The following is a 17,836-nucleotide window of genomic DNA, read 5'->3' as shown; positions in this document are numbered from 1 at the left end:
TTCTGCAGCAGGGCTGCTGATCGTGCCGATCGACAACCCAGGGGTGGAAAACGGCGCGCTGACTCAGTCGCGGGTGTCCCGGCGCAGGGGATGAGTGTCGGGCACCTGGACGAAAATCAGGGTGATGCCGTCGGGATCGGTCACGTGCATCTCGTGTAGTCCCCACGGTTCCTGGGTCGCGGCGCGGGCGATGGCCACGCCGCGGCTTTCCAGTTCAGCCTGCGTGGCGTAGACGTCGCGCACCTGCAGCCAGAGTGCCCCGGGGAACACCCCGGGTTCGGTGGGACTATGGTGCCCGGCCAGCTCGATCAGTGACTGGCCCGCGTAAAACACTGTGCCTGCACCGTATTCGCGGGCGATGGCCAGGCCGATCCCATCGCGGTAGAACTCCACTGACTTCGGGTAATCGACCGGTCGGATCAACATCCTGCTGGCCAGGATCTCCATAGCCCTTGTCTACCACCGCCGGGTGCCGGCCGCGGTGCGACACGTCAGACCGGTTGGACCCGTTGCCGTTTCATCAGGGCGTCGACCAGACCGGGTGCCACGGTGTTCAGTGCCTTGGCGGTCACTGCCATCCGTGGCGCGATCTGTACCGGCCGGGTGCGCGCCGCGGTCAGCATCCAGTCGGCGGCCTCGGCGGCCGACAGTCCGGGCAGTCCGTCGTAGGCCCGGGTGGGGGCGATCATCGGGGTCTTCACCAACGGGTAGTACAGCGTGGTGGAATGCACGCCGACGGAGGCCCATTCGGTCTCGATGACCCGGCTGACCGCGGCCAGCGCTGCCTTGGATGCGTTGTACACCGCGAACAGCGGTGAGGATTCGTTCATCACGCCCCAGGTGGCGACGTTGATGATGTGCCCGTCCCGACGTTCCCGCATGCCCGCGGCCAGGCCGCGAATGAGCCGCAGCGGCGAGTAGTAGTTGAGCGTCATGGTGCGCTCGACGTCGTGCCAGCGATCCAGAGATTCGGCCAGCGGCCGCCGGATCGACCGGCCGGCGTTGTTGATCAGGATGTCGACACCGCCGAGGTCACGTTCCACGGTGGCGACCAGCTCGTCGATGGCGTCCATGTCGGACAGGTCCACCGCGTGGGCGTGGGCGTCGCCGCCCTTGGCGGAGATCCGCCCGACCAGGTCGTCGAGCAGTTCCTGGCGGCGGGCCACCGCGATGACGGTGGCTCCCTTCGCGGCGAACTTCTCCGCTGCGGCCTCGCCGATGCCCGACGAGGCGCCGGTCAGCAGGATGCGCTTGCCTGCGACATCGATATCGTCACGGGCCTGCAGCCGTTCGGTCAGCGGCGGGCGCATGCTCGTCAACAGCACCTGCTCAGAGAGCCGGCGCAGCGGGTTCTTGCTCATCCGCCGAGTTTAGGTCGCCTACCTTTCCGCGATGACTTGTGGGCGCCTCCCGAGTCGATATCGCTATGACCATCACCGGCAAGCTCGACCAGCGCTTCAGCGAGGCGACCGAACCGACCACGTGGCCGGCCGCCGCGGCCGCACTCGAAGCCGCCGGGCTGTACTGGCTCACCACCGTGCGCGGCGACGGGCGGCCGCACGTCACACCACTGGTCGGGGTGTGGACCGACGATGCGTTCGTGTTCTGCACCGGGCCCTCCGAGCAGAAGGCCCGCAACCTGCAGGCGGGCGCGGCCGTCGTCGTCACAACCGGAACCAACACGTGGAATGCGGGCCTGGACATCGTGGTCGAGGGGACCGCCGCGCGGGTGACCGGTCGGCAACGGCTGACCGCCCTGGCCGATGCCTACCGGAGCAAGTACGGCGACGACTGGGATTTCGATTGCGACGACGAGGTTTTCGATCCGGACGGTGAGGCGGCGATCGTCTACCGGGTCACCCCGGCCAAAGTGCTGGCGTTCGCGAAGTCACCCCATGGCCAGACGGGTTTCCGTTTCTAGAAGTAGCGCGGGAAACCGCTCCAGTCGGGATCGCGCTTCTGCAGGAACGCGTCGCGGCCCTCGACGGCCTCGTCGGTCATGTACGCCAACCGGGTGGCCTCTCCGGCGAACACTTGCTGGCCGACCAGGCCGTCGTCGATCAGGTTGAACGAGAACTTCAGCATCCGGATGGCCTGGGGCGACTTGCCGTTGATCTCGGCCGCCCACTGCAGGCCGACCGCCTCCAGCTCGGCGTGGTCGACGACGTCGTTCACCGCGCCCATCTGGTACATGGTCTCGGCGTCGTAGGCGCGGCCCAGGAAGAAGATTTCGCGGGCGAACTTCTGCCCGGTCTGGCGGGCCAGATACGCGCTGCCGAAGCCGCCGTCGAAGCTGCCGACGTCGGCATCGGTCTGCTTGAACCGGGCGTGCTGGCGGCTGGCCAGGGTCAGGTCGCAGGTGACGTGCAGGCTGTGGCCGCCACCGGCTGCCCAGCCGTTGACCAGGCAGATCACCACTTTCGGCATGAACCGGATGAGCCGCTGCACCTCGAGGATGTGCAGTCGTCCGGCCCGGGCCGGGTCGACGGTCTCGGCGGTCTCCCCGTCGGCGTACTGGTACCCGGAGCGCCCGCGGATGCGCTGGTCCCCGCCCGAGCAGAAGGCCCAGCCGCCGTCCTTGGCCGACGGGCCGTTGCCGGTCAGCAGCACCACCCCGACGTCGGGGGACATCCGGGCGTGGTCGAGGACGCGGTACAGCTCGTCGACGGTGTGCGGCCGGAAAGCGTTGCGCACCTCGGGCCGGTCGAACGCGACCCGCACCGTGGGCTGCCGGGCGTCGTTGGCGACGTGGCGGTGGTAGGTGATGTCGGTCAGATCGTCGAAGCCGGGCACCGGCTCCCAGGCTGTGGGGTCGAACGGGTTGTCTGCACTCACGTGCTCGACTGTAGAGCGAGGGCAACTCGACGTTTCACAGGTACCGTCGCGGGGTACAAAACCTGGCGCGATGATGCGTACAGCGCATCACCAGATCAGAAAGAGACGACGTTGACCACAATGAAGAAGTCGGCAGGTGTGTTGTTCTCGGGGTTGGCTGTCGGCCTTGCACTCGTCGGATGTTCACCTGCGATCACCGGTGGTGACACCAAGTGCAAGGACTTCATCGGGCAGGACGAGAAGACCCAGGACGAAGCCGTGTCCAAGATGCTCAAGGATGAGAAGGGCAACGATCCAGCCCAGCTCGAGATCACCGGAACCAGGATGGCGGTGCAGGCCTTCTGCCAGACAGTGGGCAAGCAGGACTCCAAGATCAAGGAAGCCCCACACCTGAGCTGACGGGCGGCCTCTAGATCGGGTCCAGCCGGAACACCGGGCAGCGCCCGGCGAGTGCCTCGAACTCGTCCGGATTGGGCCCGGTCACCAGCCCGGCATTGCGCATGAACCCGACACCGGTCGGCACTAGGACGGGGAATTGGCGTAGCAGCGGCCGCGCCTGCTCGACGGGGATCTCCACCACTCGGACCCGCTGGTCTTTGCGGCCCTGGTGCACGGTGGCCTCGCCGGCAGCGCGGGCGTTGGCGGCCCAGTCGCCCTTCGGCAGTCCGCCGACGATGTAGCGGTGCCCGTCGACGGTCATCGGGGTGACGGGCGTCGACCGGGGTTTACCGCTCTTGCGGCCCGTCACCGTGAGCACCACGGGACCCTTGTCGCCGCCGACGCCGAGCTTGTTGAGCCCGATCATCACCTTGTTGACGTATTTCAGCCACCACGGTGGCCGGATCTGGTCGTCAGCCATGACTCCACACTAGGCGCGGATGCCGACAGCTTGCAGGGCCGTGATCAGCCCGTCGGGCCGCTGCTCGGTGGGCAGCGGATCGACCAGTGCGAACTGGCAGCCGACTTCACGGGCACCGCCGTCGGCCTCCTCGCTGTCGCCGACCATCAGCGCTTCCTGTGCCGGCACACCGAGGCGCTGCAGTGCCGTGGTGAATATCGCCGGGTCTGGTTTGACCGCACCCACTTCGAAGGACAGCACGAACTCGTCGACGTGCTCGGCGGCGCCGATCGCGGTGAAGGCCGGACGTACATCGAATGCGATGTTGGACACGACGGCCGTCCGGAGTCCCTGTGCTTTCAGGCTTTTGAAGACCCGCGCGGTGTCGGGGTAGGCCGTCCAACTGGCCGGATCGATCACCCGGTTGTACAGCGATTCGGCGTGATGGTGGGCCAGCCCGGATTCCCGCAGCACATGCAGATAGGCCTCACGGTGCAGGTGCGGGGCCAGGTCCCGGTTGGCCCAGGCTTGGTACTGCTCATCGGTCATGGTCACGGACCGTCCGGTCGGGGCGGTCAGCCGACGCATCAACTCGGTCTGCACGTGGCCGTCGACCTCATGTTCGTCGACGGCCATCCCGGCGAACCAGCTGTCCTGTTCCTCGAGGCGGAACAGGGTCCCGGAGAAGTCGAACAACACTGCCGACACCATGTCCGCCATCGTGCCACGACCCCGCCCGGGATCAGCCGCGTTCGCGGATTGCCTTGTTCGCCAGTACGTCTCGCTCGCGTTCGTTGTCGGTCAGGGCGGCGGCCCGGTCGAACTGCTCGGCGGCCTCGGTGTGCCTGCCCAGCCGGGACAGCAGTTCGCCGCGCACGCTGGGCAGTAGGTACGAGCTGTCCAGCCCCTCGATCCCGTCGACGATCTCCCATGCCTCCTGCGGGCCGGAGTGCATGGCGACGGCCACCGCCCGGTTGAGCTGGACCACCGGGGACGGGGTGATCTGCAGCAGCGCGTCGTACAGGGCGACGATGCGGGCCCAGTCGGTGTCGGCCGCCGTCGGGGCGACTGCGTGGCATTCGGCGAGCGCGGCCTGCAACGCATATGGGCCCCAACCACGTTGCTGCCGTGCTGTAGCGGAGCGCTCAAGGGCCTTGATGCCGCGCTGAATCTGGGCCCGGTCCCAGCTGGCCCGATTCTGGTCCTCCAGGAGGATGGGCCGGCCGTCGGCATCGGTGCGCGCCGCAAAGCGTGAGGACTGGAACTCCATCAGGGCGAGCAGGCCGTGGACCTCGGGTTCGTCGGGCACCAGGGCGGCCAGCACCCGCCCCAATCTCAGGGCCTCGGTGCACAATTCGTCGCGGATCCAGCGCTGTCCGGCGGATGCCGAGTAGCCCTCGTTGTAGATCAGATAGATGACCGAGAGCACCGCCGACAGTCGGTGCGGGTATTCGTCGCGCGGCGGTACCTCGAAGGGCGGGTTGGCTTGTGCCAGAGTCTTCTTGGCCCGGGTGATGCGCGCGGCCGCGGTGGCGGTCGAGATGAGGAAGGCCCGGGCGATCTCCTCGGTGCTAAGCCCGCCGACCATGCGCAATGTCAGCGCGACCTGGGCTTCGCGGGACAACACCGGGTGCGCGGCGATGAAGATGAGGCGCAGGACGTCATCGTCGATCCGGTCGGGGTCCCAGGCCTCGTCGACATGTTCGGCCAGGTCGTGGGCCAGCACGGCGTACTTGGCGTCGAGGTTTTCCGCGCGCCGCCAGTGGTCGATGGCCTTTCGTTTGGCCACGGTGGTCAGCCAGGCCCCGGGGTTTCGCGGCACACCGGTCTGCGGCCACTGCGTGAGGGCGTCGAGCAGTGCGTCAGAGGCGAGATCCTCGGCCAGACCGACATCGCCGACGGTGCGGGTCAGCGTGGCCAGGATCTTGGCCGCCTCCATCCGCCACACCGCATCGAGGGTGGCGCGCATGTCGGCAGAGGTGGCGGGCACGTCGGGCACCTCACCCATTCTGCCGAGCAGACGCGTCGCCCATTGTCGGGCGTCCATTGCCCCGGGCGCCCATTGTCACGGGCGCCCATTGTCACGCTGGAGTGGCACTGGTGGCCGACAGTCACTCCAACGTGACAAAGCTGGATGGTCGACGGCGACGTGTCACCCCACTGTCACGCTGGAGTGGCACTGGTGGCCGAGCGCCACTCCAGCGTGACAAAGCGGGCAAGTGACAAAGCGGGCAAGTGACAAAGCGGGCAAGTGACAAAGCGGGGAAGCGGGCAAGCAGGCCCGAGAAAATCAGCCGATCGCGCGGGCGGCACCTTCCCAGAACTGGGCGCGCACGGCCTTCTTGTCGGGCTTGCCGAGTGCGGTCACCGGCACGGAGTCGACGACGATCACCTGCTTGGGCGATTGCACCGAGCCCTTGCGGTCCTTGACCGCGGCCTGGATCTCGGCGGTCACCGTGGCCACCGCCTCGTCGCTGGAGTCGGCGTCGGGACGTAGCACGATCACCGCGGTGACGGCTTCGCCCCACTTCTCGTCGGGAGTGCCGATCACGCACACCTGGGCCACCGAAGGATGCTCGGCGACAACGTCTTCCACTTCACGCGGGAACACGTTGAACCCACCGGTGACGATCATGTCCTTGACCCGGTCGACGATGAACCAGTAGCCGTCCTCGTCTTCGCGGGCCATGTCGCCGGTGTGCAGCCAGCCGTCGCGGAACGTCTCCGAGGTGGCGGCATCCAGCTTCCAGTAACCGCCGGCCAGCAGCGGCCCGGACACGCAGATCTCACCGACCTCGCCCTGCTGCACCGGATTGCCCTCGGCATCCAACAGCGCGGTCCGCGCGAACAGGGTGGGCCGGCCACACGACGTCAGACGCTTCTCGTCGTGGTCCTTCTTGCCGAGGTAGGAGATCACCATCGGTGCCTCGGACTGGCCGTAGTACTGCGCGAAGATCGGCCCGAAGCGCTTGAGCGCCTCGGCCAGCCGCACCGGGTTAATCGCCGAGGCGCCGTAGTACACGGTCTCGAGCGAGGACAGGTCGCGGGTGTGCGAGTCGGGGTGGTCCATCAGGGCGTAGATCATCGACGGCACCAGCATGGTCGCGGTGATGCGTTGTTCCTCGATGACGCGCAGCACCTCGGCCGGGTCGAACTTGGTCAGCACCACCAGTTCGCCGCCCTTGACGATGGTCGGCGTGAAGAACGCCGCGCCGGCGTGTGACAGCGGGGTGCACATCAAAAAGCGCGGGTTCTCGGGCCACTCCCACTCGGCGAGCTGAATGGTCGTCATGGTGGAGATCGAACGCACCGTGCCCATCACGCCCTTGGGCTTGCCGGTGGTGCCACCGGTGTAGGTGAGGCCGCCGACGTGGTCGGGAGCGAGTTCGGCGGCAGTCAGCGGCACCGGGGAGTACTTGGCGGCCTCGGCCGTCAGATCGGAGACCGACGCGCTGGACGCGGCCAGGGCTTCGGGCACCGGGCCGATCGTCAGCACCTGGCGAAGCGAGGGCACCTTCTCCAGCAACCCCAGGGCCCGCTCCACGAACGCGGGGGTGGGGTCGATGATGAGCGTCGTCACCTCGGCGTCGGACAGCACGTAGGCGTGGTCGTCCAGCGAACCGAGAGGGTGTAGTGCCGTCCGGCGGTACCCCTGGGTCTGGCCGGCGCCGATGATCATCAGGACTTCAGGCCGGTTCAGGGACAGCAGGCCGACGCCCTCGCCGGTGCCGGCGCCGAGCGCCTCGAAGGCCTGAATGTACTGGCTGATGCGTTCCGCGAGCTCGCCACCGGTCAGGGTGGTGTCGCCGAGGAACAGCACAGGCTTGTCCTTGTTGCGCTTGAGCGCACTGACGGTGAGGTGGCCGGAATGGATGGGATGGTGCAGCAGCGCATCACTCATGAACTACAGACTAGAACGTGTTCCAGAAACTGCGGAGCCGATCCCCCGATGTGGGATGTAACACAAGGTCATCGCGGACCGAAATACAGACCGAAATACAGGTAGTGCGGTACTCGTGTCCACGAAGTCCGCGCTGCTTAATCTCTGAGATGTGGGGGGCGGAGCCGGGCCCCGGCGGGTTAGGGACCGCCGGGGCTTGTGCTCGGATCAGCGGTTGGCGGCGGCGCGGGCGGCCTTCGCCGCCTTTTCCGCGAGGTCGGCCTTCCACTGGATTTCCTTCTGGACCCACTCGTTGTCCTGTGGAAATTCTTCGGTCTCGCTGACCCGGCGGACCTCCAGCTTCACGCCGCATCCCAGCGGACACTTCCGGGCCCACTGCTTGGCCTCCTCCTTGGAAGACACCTCCAGGATCCAGAACCCGTTGAACAGTTCCTTGGCCTCGGTGTACGGCCCGTCGGTGACCACCGGGGGATCGGCGTTGAAATCGACGACGAAGCCCTCGTCGGGATCGGTCAAGCCCTCGCCGGCCAGCATCACACCGGCCTTGATCAGCTCTTCGTTGTAGCGGCCCATCTGGGCGATGATCTCGTCGAAGTCGATGTTCTCCTCGGCCATCGCGGCCTCGGCCTCGGGGGTGGACCGCATGATCAGCATGTAGCGCGACATTCTGTGTCTCCTTCGTGCGTCGGGAAGGGCTCGGCCTATCGTGCCCTCGTTACTACGTCGAATGGCACCCCGCGAAAATCGACACAGGCCGGAAAACTTTCTGAAAATTTCCCAATCCGCAGGCCACGACTGTTTGCGCTGAAGATTGCGGCCACCTGATGACCGCTATCTTCAGCATTGGCTCCTTGAAGACGGGCGACGCTCTAACATCCGGGCATGACCAGCCCGAGCGAGTCCGCTGATCTCGTCCTCTACGGAACCATCCTCACGGTCGACGACACGCAACCCACTGTCGAGGCGCTCGCAGTCTCTGGCGGGCGCATCGTCGCCGTCGGCTCCCGGGCCGAGGTGGCCGGCTGGGTCGGGGAGGGCACCGATGTCCGTGAAGTCGACGGCTGCGTCATGCCGGGTTTCGTTGAGGCACATGGTCATCCGCTGATGGAGGCGGTCGCACTTTCCGGCCGTATCGTCGACATCCGCCCGGTCACCTTGCCGAGTGCCGGCGAGGTGCTCGACGCGATAGATGCCGAGGTCGCCCAGCGCGGAGCCGACGGCGCGTTCCTGAACGGCTGGGATCCGTTGCTGCAGGACGGATTGCCCGACCCGAACCTGGCCTGGCTGGACGGCATCGCGCCCGACACGCCGCTGGTGATCGTGCACAACTCGGGCCACAAGGCCTTCTTCAACAGCGCGGCCGCCCGCCGTGCCGGGCTGACCCGAGACACTCCTGACCCCAAGGGCGCCAAGTACGGACGCACGGCAGACGGGGAGCTCGACGGCACCGCCGAGGAAACCGGGGCGGTGTTCCCGCTGCTCGGCGATGCCATCTCGGCTCGCGATTATCCGGAGATGCTGGCCGCCGAATGCGCGCGGCTGAACCGGGCCGGCTTGACCACGTGCTCGGAGATGGCGTTCGACCCGATGTTCCGGCCGTTGCTGGCGCAGTTGCACGACCAGCTGACGGTGCGGTTGCGCACGTATGAGATGTCGACCGCCGCGCTGCACACCGACGCCAGCCCGGCCGAGGGCGACGACATCGTGCGCCAGGTCGGCATCAAGATCTGGGTCGACGGGTCGCCATGGGTGGGCAACATCGATCTGACGTTCCCGTACCTGGACACCGATGCCACCCGGACCATCGGTGTGGTGCCCGGCTCGTGCGGCCACGCCAACTACACGAAGGAACAGCTCACCGAGATCGTGGGCACGTTTTTCCCGCAGGGTTGGCAGCTGGCCTGTCACGTGCACGGTGACGCCGGCGTGGACACCATTTTGGACGTCTACGAGGAAGCACTGGGGCGCTGGCCACGAAAAGATCACCGGCTGCGGCTGGAACACGTCGGCGCGATCACGCCCGAGCAGTTGCAGCGTGCGCACGGCCTCGGGGTCACCTGCAGCATGTTCGTCGACCATCTGCACTACTGGGGCGACATCCTCGTCGACGGGCTGTTCGGGCCCGAGCACGGCGGGCGCTGGATGCCCGCGGGCTCGGCAGTGGCGACCGGCATGAGGATCTCGCTGCACAACGATCCGCCGGTCACCCCGGAGGAACCTCTGCGCAACATCAGCGTGGCCGTCACCCGGACCGCGCCGAGCGGCCGGGTGCTCGCCCCCGAGGAGCGGCTCACCGTCGAACAGGGGATCCGGGCGCAGACCATCGACGCCGCGTGGCAGTTGTTCGCCGACAACGTGATCGGCTCACTCGAGGTCGGTAAGTACGCCGACCTGGTGATTGTCTCGGCCGACCCGCGCGCGACAGCCCCGGAGAGCATCGCCGACCTGGAAGTACAGGCCACATTCCTGGCTGGGCAGCAGGTTTATCCGAAAGCCGGTTGACGGCTCGCGTGCCATGGCACGCTCTGGACATGTCAGATTTGCCGGCTCCGCAGTTTCTCGACGAACGCGCCGCCCACTGGGCGGCCACAAAGCCTGACGAGGAAGCGGTCACCTATCTGAGTCGCAGTTGGACCTGGTCGCAGTGGTACGACAGGGTCCAGCGGTTGGCCGGTGCGTTGAGTGCGTGGGGCGTCGGGCGTGGTGACGTGGTGGCATTCCTCGACAAGAACCACGTGGCGTGTGTCGAGATGACGCTCGCGGCCGCGTCGCTCGGCGCGGCCAACGCGATCATCAACTTCCGGCTCGCCGCCGACGAGTTGGACTACGTGCTCAACGACTGCGGGGCCAAGGTTCTCGTGGTCGGTGAGGAGCTCCGGCCGGGTATCGACGCCATCGCCGATCGGCTCACGTCCGTCGAGCACATCGTGACGGTGACGCCCGAGGGCGGTGACGGCGACGAGTACGAGGCGCTGCTGGCCGGTGCGTCGCCGGTCGGTCGTTCGGCCGATGTTCAGCCCGACGACACGTGCATCATCATGTACTCGTCGGGCACCACCGGCAGGCCCAAAGGCATTGCGCTCACCCACTCCAACGTCATCGCCCACACGATCAACGCATTCGAGGGCTGGACGCTCAGCGCCGGCGACAAGAGTCTGGTGGCCATGCCGCTGTTCCACGTCGGAGGGTCGTCCTACATGCAGTGGGGGCTGTATCACGGGGCGCCGACGTACATGACGCGTGATGTCGACGGGATGGCCTTGGCCGGCGGGATTCTCGCCGGGGCGAACCGGACGTTCCTCGTGCCCGCCGTGCTGGCCAAGGTGTTCGACACCGGCGAGGACGCGGTGAAACTCTTCGGTGCGTTGAAGACCTTCGCCTACGGCGCATCGCCGATGCCATTGCCGCTGTTGCGTTCTGCGCTGCAGGCCTGGCCGGAGACAGAGTTCATCCAGGTGTACGGGCTGACCGAGGTCTCCGGGGCGATCAGCCGGCTGGGGCCCGAAGATCACCGTGAGGCCAGTGAAGAGCGGCTCATGAGTGCGGGCACCGTGGTTCCCGGCGCCGAGGTCAGGGTGGTCGATCCCGACACCGGTGCCGAGGTGCCCGCTGGTGAGCAGGGCGAATTGTGGTTCCGCTCACCGCAATTGATGAAGGGTTATCTGAACCGCCCGGAGTCGACGGCAGAGGCCATCACGCCTGAGGGCTGGTTCCGCACCGGCGACATCGGCCGCGTCGACGACGGCGGCTACATCTTCGTCGAAGACCGGCTCAAGGACATGATCATCTCCGGCGGGGAGAACATCTACTCGATCGAGGTCGAGCGCGTGCTGGCCGAACACCCCGCTGTCGTCGACGTCGCGGTGATCGGGGTGCCCGACGAAAAATGGGGTGAGTCGGTGAAAGCCGTTGTGACACTGGAAGGCGAGGTCTCCGAGCCAGACCTGATCGCGTTCGCCCGCGAACATCTGGCCGCCTACAAATGCCCCAAGTCGGTCGACATCGTCGACGAGTTGCCGCGTAATCCCACCGGCAAGATCCTCAAGAAGGATCTGCGAAAGCCCTACTGGGAGGGTCGCGACCGCGCCACCGTGTGAGAATTGGCTCTGTATTTCCTGTTCCAGCCGGAGTAGCTTCGAATCCATACGTGTGCGCGAGAACTGGGGTGCGGACATGGTGGATACGTATATTCGGCAGGGATTTTCCCGCGGGCTGGTGGTCTTGTCCGCACTGATGTTGGCCGTGACGGCCGGTCTTCTCGGTTCACCGCCGACAGCGAATGCCTGGTCACGAGCCGGTTTGCCGGTCGAGACACTCTCGGTTCCGTCGGGCGCCATGGGGCGCGATATCAAGGTGCAGTTCCAAGGCGGCGGTTCGCACGCGGTCTATCTGCTGGACGGCCTGCGTGCCCGCGACGACGCCAACGGCTGGGACATCGAGACCCCGGCGTTCGAGTGGTTCTACCAATCGGGGTTGTCGGTGGTCATGCCCGTCGGTGGCATGTCGAGCTTCTACACCGACTGGTATCAGCCGGCGGCGGGCAACGGCGGTGTGCAGACCTACAAGTGGGAGACGTTTCTGACCAGCGAGTTGCCGCAGTGGCTGGCCGCCAACCGGAATGTGTCCTCATCGGGCAACGCGGTGGTCGGACTGTCGATGTCGGGTAGCTCGGCGCTGATCCTGGCCGCCTATTACCCGGGACAGTTCCGCTACGCGGGGTCGTTGTCGGCGTTCCTGAATCCCTCGGCCGGCCCGTGGCCCGGTCTGATCGGCTTGGCGATGAACGACTCCGGTGGTTTCTCCTCGGCGGCCATGTGGGGTCCGCCGGGTGATCCGGCGTGGGCGCGCAACGATCCGACACTGCAGGTGGGGCGCCTGGTGGCGAACCACACCCGCATCTGGGTGTACTGCGGTTCGGGAACCCCGGGCGAGCTGGGCGGCGGCGACCTGCCGTCCACCTTCCTGGAGGGCACTGCGCTGCAGAGCAATTTCAACTTCCGCGACCAGTACGTCGCAGCGGGCGGAAACAACGCGGTGTTCAACTTCCCGCCCACCGGCACCCACACCTGGAGCTACTGGGGTGCGCAGCTGAACCAGATGAAACCCGACATCCAACGGACCCTGGGCGCCGCCTGACCGCGTTGGGCATCATTGACGGCGTGATGGACGCGGCGCCGACGTTGGATGACCTATTGGACCGTCTGCATGTCGTGGCCCTGCCGATGCGGGTTCGCTTCCGCGGCATCACCGTTCGTGAGGTGGCGCTGATCGACGGCCCGGCCGGTTGGGGGGAGTTCGGCGCGTTCGTCGAATACGGGGCGCCGGAGGCGGCGGCCTGGTTGGCCGCCGGCATCGAGGCGGCGTACCGGCCGGCGCCTGTGGTCCACCGCGATCGCATCCCGATCAACGCCACCGTGCCCGCGGTCCCGGCCGCCCAGGTGCCCGAGGTGCTGGCGCGGTTCCCGGGTGCACGCACGGCCAAGGTCAAGGTCGCCGAGCCGGGGCAGACCCTGGCTGACGACGTCGCGCGGGTCAACGCCGTGCGCGCGCAGGTTCCGGTGGTACGGGTGGATGCCAACGGAGGCTGGACGCTGCCGCAGGCAGTCGAGGCTGCCGCTGCGCTCACCGCGGATGGGCCACTGGAGTATCTGGAGCAGCCGTGTTCGACGGTCGATGAGTTGGCCGCGCTGCGGCGGCAGGTGTCGGTGCCGATCGCGGCCGACGAGTCGATCCGCAAGGCCTCTGATCCGTTGCGGGTGGTGCGGGCCCGTGCCGCCGATGTCGCGGTGCTCAAGGTGGCACCGCTGGGCGGGGTGGCACGCATGCTCGACATCGCCACGCAGATCGATATCCCGATTGTGGTGTCCAGTGCGCTGGATTCAGCGGTCGGCATCGCGCGCGGATTGCTGGCCGCCGCCGTTCTGCCCGAGTTGGAGCACGCGTGCGGACTGGGCACGGGCGGATTCTTCGTGGCGGACGTCGCCGAGGTTCCGGCGCCGGTCGACGGGTACCTGCCGGTGGAGACGGTGGTGCCGGATCCCGACCGACTGTCCGCGTTGGCAGCGACGCCGGAGCGTCGGCAATGGTGGATCAACCGGGTACGCGAGTGCTACCCACTGACATTGGAGTAGGGCACTACTCTAAGCAAACCGGCTCGGTCGTCCGACACTCGCTGGATGACTCGATTTCGCGTCGGCATCATGGACCCGACGATCGCCTCCCGGCCCACCGTGGACCTGTTCACCCGGGCAAACTACCTGAGTGCGGTCGCCGGAGGCGTCGACTCGTTCTGGGTGCCCGACCACCTCAACGCGCTGTTCCCCCGATCGTTGTGGCAGCCGAAGTTCTGCGGTGGCGCCAAGATGCTGCCCTCGGCCGATGCCTACCTGGAGCCGTGGACGATGCTGGGTAATCTCGCCGCCCGCAACCGGGTTGCGCGGCTCAGGTTGGGAGTGGGGGTGACCGACACCGGCCGGCGCAACCCGGCCGTCACCGCGCAGGCCGCTGCGACGATGAACCTGCTCACGAAGGGCCGGTTCATCCTCGGCATCGGCGCCGGAGAACGCGAGGGCAACGAACCCTACGGGGTGGATTGGGCAAAACCGGTGGCCCGGTTCGAAGAGGCGATGGCCACCATCCGGACCCTGTGGGATTCGAATGGTGAACTGGTCAACCGTGATTCGCCGTTCTTTCCGCTGCGCAACGCGATCTTCGACCTGCCCGCGTACCGCGGACGCTGGCCCGAGATCTGGATTGCCGCGCACGGTCCGAGGATGCTGCGGGCCGCGGGCCGCTACGCCGACGGGTTCTTTCCCGCGTTCCCCCATGCGCCGCAGGAATATGCCCAGCGTCTCGAGGTCGTGCGGTCGACTGCCTCCGACGCCGGGCGCGATCCGATGGCCATCACCCCTGCCCTGTGGATGATGGTCGTGCCGGCGCGCACGCCCGACGACCTCGACGAGGCACTGGAATCGGCGGTCCTCAAGGCCGGTGCCCTGAACGCACCCGATGATTTCTACGCCCGACACGGTGCTCAGCACCCGCTGGGCGTCGGTTTCTCGGGCGCGCAGGACATCCTGCCCCAGGACTGGGATGAGGAGACGGCGCTGTCCTATGTCAAGGCGGTTCCGACGTCGCTGCTGCGGGAGATGTACCTGTGCGGGACAGTGGATGAGATCGTCGAGCAGGCGGCGGAGTGGCGCCACCACGGTGTTCGGTACCTGGTGCTGGCGAATGTCGGTCCGCTGCAGGGCACGCTCCGCAGGGGCCTGACGTCGCAACTGCTGTACAGCCAGGTCATCCGCAAGCTGAAGAAGCTCTGATCCCCATGGGCGGTCTGCAGGTCGGCCTGTTGGACTTGATCACCGCGAGCAAGCCGGCGGCAGACACCTTCACCAGCGCCAATTATCTGTCGGCCGTCGGTGCCCGGGTCGATTCCTTCTGGGTACCCGACCATCTCAACGCGATATTCCCCCGGGCGTTGTGGCAGGAGAAGTACTGCGCTGCAGCCAAGTTGGTCCCCTCTGTCGATGCCTGCATGGAACCGTGGACGATGCTGGGGAAGCTCGCGGCGCGCAACCGCTTCGCGCGGTTGCCGCTCGGCATCTGTGTCACCGATGCCGGGCGCCGGAACCCGGCCGTCAGCGCTCAGGCGGCGGCAACCATGCAGCTGCTGACCAAGGGGCGCTTCATCTTCGGTATCGGCCCCGGCGAGCGCGAGGGCAATGAGCCCTATGGTGTGGATTGGTCGAAACCGGTGGCCCGGTTCGAGGAGGCGATGGCCACGATCCGTGCCTTTTGGGACTCGAATGGTGAACTGGTCAACCGTGATTCGCCGTTCTTCCCGCTGCGCAACGCGATCTTCGACCTGCCGCCCTACCGGGGCAAGTGGCCGCCGATCTGGGTTGCCGCGCACGGCCCCAGGATGTTGCGTATCGCCGGACGCTACGGTGACGGGTTCTTCCCGGCGTTCCCACACTCGCCCCAGGATTATGCCCAGCGGCTGGAGGTGGTGCGCGGGGCCGCATCCGACGCGGGCCGAGACCCGATGGCCATCACCCCGGCGCTGTTGGTGATGGTCGTGACGGCGCGCAGCCGCGCCGAGGTCGACGATGCCCTGGAATCCGAGGTGATGCGGGCAGGTTGCCTCAGTGCGTCCGATGAGTACTTCGCGCGGCGCGGCGCAGAGCATCCACTGGGAGTGGGTTTCTCCGGCGGACAGGACATCCTGCCCCAGGACTGGGACGAGCAGACCGCGCTCTCCCACATCAAGGGCATCACGCCGCACCTGATGCGGGACATGGGGCTGATCGGGACGCCCGACGAGGTGCTGGACCGGGTGGCCGAGTGGCGGGATTGCGGCGTGCGCCACCTCGTGCTGACCAACGGCGGCCTGATGCAGCGCAGTCTGCGGCACGGTGTGGCGACGGTGCCGTCGTTCTACCGGGTGGTGCGCGGGATCAAGAAACTCTAGAGCCCGGGTGCCGGCCCATGTCCTGATTTGTGGGGTACGTGACGTAGACGCCATCGCCGACGTCGCGAACACTGAAGAGGTGACGCGATCGGTGGTGATCCTGGGCTACGCCGGGGTGCAGGCGCTGGACCTCGTCGGGCCCTTCGACGTGTTCTCCACCGCCACCCTGGCCCTGGCCGGCCTGGGCCGACCTGGCGACGGCTATGCCGTCACGGTGACCTCGGCGGACGGGCAGCCCGTCAGCACCCTCACCGGGCTGGAGTTCGTCGCCGCGCCGCTGCCTGACCCGCACGGTCCGATCGACACCATCGTCATACCGGGTGGGATCGGCACCGATGCCGCGCGGGCCAACCCGGCGGTCATCGACTGGATCAGCACGGCCGCGCGCAACGCCCGCCGCGTCGTCAGCGTGTGCACCGGTGCGTTCCTGGCCGCCCAGGCCGGACTGCTCGACGGTTGCCCCGCCACCACGCACTGGTCCTCCGCGCGCCGGATGGCAGATGAATTCCCTTCGGTGGCAGTCGATCCCGAGCCGATCTTCGTCAGAAGTTCCGAGCAGGTGTGGACAGCGGCGGGAGTGACCGCAGGCATCGACCTGGCGTTGTCGCTCGTCGAAGACGACTACGGCACCGACATCGCCCAGACGGTCGCGCGCTATCTCGTGTTGTACCTGCGCCGGCCCGGCGGTCAGACCCAGTTCGCCGCACCGGTGTGGATGCCGCGGGCCAAGCGTGCCCCGATCCGCGTGGTGCAGGAATCCATCGAGGTCGAACCCGGTGGGGTGCACAGCATTTCCGAGCTGGCCCGACGGGCGGCGATGAGCCCAAGGCATTTCACCCGGGTGTTCACCGACGAGGTCGGTGAGGCGCCGGGTGCCTACGTGGAACGTATCCGCACCGATGCCGCGCGGCGCCAGCTGGAGGAGTCCGACGACACCGTCACCGTCATCGCCGCCCGCTGCGGATTCGGTACCGCCGAAACCATGCGGCGCAACTTCGTTCGGCGCCTGGGCATTTCGCCCGACCAATACCGCAAGACCTTCGCCTGAAAGGAAACACCATGCAGATCGCCATCGTGCTGTACCCGAGCTTCACCGCGCTCGACTTCATCGGGCCCTACGAAGTGTTGCGCAACTTGCCCGACGCGGACGTGCGGTTCGTCTGGCACGAGCCGGGTCCCATCACCGCCGACTCCGGCGTGCTGACGGTGGGGGCCACCCACAGTTTCGACGAAACCCCGTCACCCGACGTGGTGCTGGTGCCCGGCGGCCCCGGCACCACCATGGCCGCCCGCGACGACAAGGTGCTCGGCTGGCTGCGTCAGGTCTATCCGGGAACGACCTGGATGGCGTCGGTGTGCTCGGGTTCGGTGGTGCTGGCCGCGGCGGGCCTGCTCGACGGGAAACGTGCGACGTCGCACTGGTCGGTGCTGAGCGCATTGAAGATGATGGGTGTGACACCGGTCGGGGATCAGCGCATCGTGCGGGCCGACCCGGACGGGAAGGTGATCACCGCGGCGGGCGTCTCGGCCGGGATCGACCTGGCCGTCTGGCTGGCGGGCCAGATCGGCGGCGAGGCGAAGGCGAAGGCCATTCAGCTGATGATCGAGTACGACCCGCAGCCGCCGTTCGATTCCGGGCATATGTCGAAGGCGAGCGCGGCCACCAAGGCCGGTGCCACCGCGCTGCTGAGCAAGGACATGATCAAGCCCGAACCGCTCAAGGCGGGGGTGTTGCTGGCGTGGGATCAGGCGATCAGGAAGGTCCGGGGCCGTCGCACTGCGTGATCTG

The 17,836-nt window shown here is 67.2% G+C and carries 18 protein-coding genes; 10 read left to right on the top strand and 8 right to left on the bottom strand.

The window, feature by feature from the left end; all coding sequences use genetic code 11:
- Nucleotides 1-63: 63 nt before the first annotated feature.
- Nucleotides 64-447, bottom strand: a complete 384-nt coding sequence (locus AC4ELS_RS12790) for a VOC family protein (RefSeq protein WP_448443735.1) — start codon at nucleotides 445-447, stop codon at nucleotides 64-66.
- A gap of 44 nt (nucleotides 448-491) precedes the next feature.
- Nucleotides 492-1,361 (bottom strand): SDR family oxidoreductase, encoded by an 870-nt coding sequence (locus AC4ELS_RS12785; RefSeq protein WP_499047643.1) that lies wholly within the window; start codon nucleotides 1,359-1,361, stop codon nucleotides 492-494.
- Between the two features lie 65 nt (nucleotides 1,362-1,426).
- Between AC4ELS_RS12785 and AC4ELS_RS12780 the strand changes: the two genes are divergently transcribed.
- Nucleotides 1,427-1,921, top strand: a complete 495-nt coding sequence (locus AC4ELS_RS12780; RefSeq protein WP_499047641.1) for a pyridoxamine 5'-phosphate oxidase family protein — start codon at nucleotides 1,427-1,429, stop codon at nucleotides 1,919-1,921.
- Here AC4ELS_RS12780 and AC4ELS_RS12775 read toward each other — a convergent pair.
- Nucleotides 1,918-2,835 (bottom strand): 1,4-dihydroxy-2-naphthoyl-CoA synthase, encoded by a 918-nt coding sequence (locus AC4ELS_RS12775; protein ID WP_448443730.1) that lies wholly within the window; start codon nucleotides 2,833-2,835, stop codon nucleotides 1,918-1,920. The two genes, AC4ELS_RS12780 and AC4ELS_RS12775, sit on opposite strands and share 4 nt — an antisense overlap.
- A gap of 120 nt (nucleotides 2,836-2,955) precedes the next feature.
- Between AC4ELS_RS12775 and AC4ELS_RS12770 the strand changes: the two genes are divergently transcribed.
- Nucleotides 2,956-3,234, top strand: coding sequence for a hypothetical protein (locus tag AC4ELS_RS12770; RefSeq protein ID WP_055110400.1), 279 nt, complete (start codon nucleotides 2,956-2,958; stop codon nucleotides 3,232-3,234).
- A 10-nt stretch (nucleotides 3,235-3,244) separates the two neighbouring features.
- On the opposite strand, the gene AC4ELS_RS12765 is transcribed toward AC4ELS_RS12770, so the two are convergent.
- The 5 genes from AC4ELS_RS12765 to AC4ELS_RS12745 all read right to left on the bottom strand — a co-directional run bounded on the left by AC4ELS_RS12765 (nucleotide 3,245) and on the right by AC4ELS_RS12745 (nucleotide 8,240).
- A complete protein-coding gene (locus AC4ELS_RS12765; RefSeq protein WP_448443728.1) occupies nucleotides 3,245-3,694 on the bottom strand; it encodes a nitroreductase family deazaflavin-dependent oxidoreductase in 450 nt (149 codons plus the stop codon).
- Nucleotides 3,695-3,703: 9 nt separating this feature from the next.
- Nucleotides 3,704-4,393: an HAD family hydrolase gene (locus AC4ELS_RS12760; RefSeq protein ID WP_448443726.1), complete on the bottom strand. Its 690-nt coding sequence runs from the start codon at nucleotides 4,391-4,393 to the stop codon at nucleotides 3,704-3,706.
- Between the two features lie 22 nt (nucleotides 4,394-4,415).
- A complete protein-coding gene (locus AC4ELS_RS12755) occupies nucleotides 4,416-5,642 on the bottom strand; it encodes an RNA polymerase sigma factor (RefSeq protein WP_236734903.1) in 1,227 nt (408 codons plus the stop codon).
- Nucleotides 5,643-5,963: 321 nt separating this feature from the next.
- Nucleotides 5,964-7,574 carry a fatty-acid--CoA ligase FadD8 gene (gene fadD8 / locus AC4ELS_RS12750; protein ID WP_499047639.1) on the bottom strand — a complete coding sequence of 537 codons (1,611 nt, stop codon included), beginning with the start codon at nucleotides 7,572-7,574 and terminating at the stop codon, nucleotides 5,964-5,966.
- A 207-nt stretch (nucleotides 7,575-7,781) separates the two neighbouring features.
- Nucleotides 7,782-8,240, bottom strand: a complete 459-nt coding sequence (locus AC4ELS_RS12745) for a YciI family protein (protein ID WP_055110391.1) — start codon at nucleotides 8,238-8,240, stop codon at nucleotides 7,782-7,784.
- Between the two features lie 216 nt (nucleotides 8,241-8,456).
- Here AC4ELS_RS12745 and AC4ELS_RS12740 point away from each other — a divergent pair, with 216 nt between their 5' ends.
- From AC4ELS_RS12740 to AC4ELS_RS12705, 8 genes are all read left to right on the top strand, one after another.
- Nucleotides 8,457-10,076 (top strand): amidohydrolase, encoded by a 1,620-nt coding sequence (locus tag AC4ELS_RS12740; protein ID WP_499047637.1) that lies wholly within the window; start codon nucleotides 8,457-8,459, stop codon nucleotides 10,074-10,076.
- 29 nt (nucleotides 10,077-10,105) lie between these two features.
- On the top strand, nucleotides 10,106-11,671 hold the full coding sequence (locus AC4ELS_RS12735; protein ID WP_499047635.1) for a long-chain-fatty-acid--CoA ligase: 1,566 nt from the start codon (nucleotides 10,106-10,108) through the stop codon (nucleotides 11,669-11,671).
- 76 nt (nucleotides 11,672-11,747) lie between these two features.
- Nucleotides 11,748-12,710, top strand: coding sequence for an esterase family protein (locus AC4ELS_RS12730; protein WP_064886829.1), 963 nt, complete (start codon nucleotides 11,748-11,750; stop codon nucleotides 12,708-12,710).
- Between the two features lie 26 nt (nucleotides 12,711-12,736).
- Nucleotides 12,737-13,705, top strand: a complete 969-nt coding sequence (locus tag AC4ELS_RS12725) for an o-succinylbenzoate synthase (RefSeq protein WP_448444173.1) — start codon at nucleotides 12,737-12,739, stop codon at nucleotides 13,703-13,705.
- Between the two features lie 45 nt (nucleotides 13,706-13,750).
- Nucleotides 13,751-14,896 carry an LLM class flavin-dependent oxidoreductase gene (locus AC4ELS_RS12720; RefSeq protein WP_064886782.1) on the top strand — a complete coding sequence of 382 codons (1,146 nt, stop codon included), beginning with the start codon at nucleotides 13,751-13,753 and terminating at the stop codon, nucleotides 14,894-14,896.
- A gap of 5 nt (nucleotides 14,897-14,901) precedes the next feature.
- Nucleotides 14,902-16,047, top strand: coding sequence for an LLM class flavin-dependent oxidoreductase (locus AC4ELS_RS12715; protein WP_498885848.1), 1,146 nt, complete (start codon nucleotides 14,902-14,904; stop codon nucleotides 16,045-16,047).
- Between the two features lie 79 nt (nucleotides 16,048-16,126).
- A complete protein-coding gene (locus tag AC4ELS_RS12710; RefSeq protein ID WP_499047633.1) occupies nucleotides 16,127-17,095 on the top strand; it encodes a GlxA family transcriptional regulator in 969 nt (322 codons plus the stop codon).
- A gap of 11 nt (nucleotides 17,096-17,106) precedes the next feature.
- On the top strand, nucleotides 17,107-17,832 hold the full coding sequence (locus AC4ELS_RS12705) for a DJ-1/PfpI family protein (RefSeq protein ID WP_499047631.1): 726 nt from the start codon (nucleotides 17,107-17,109) through the stop codon (nucleotides 17,830-17,832).
- The last annotated feature ends 4 nt before the right edge of the window (nucleotides 17,833-17,836 follow it).

Source organism: Mycobacterium shunyiense (assembly GCF_058270035.1).
Note: the sequence above shows the minus strand (reverse complement) of the source record. Positions and strands in the feature narration are given on the sequence as shown.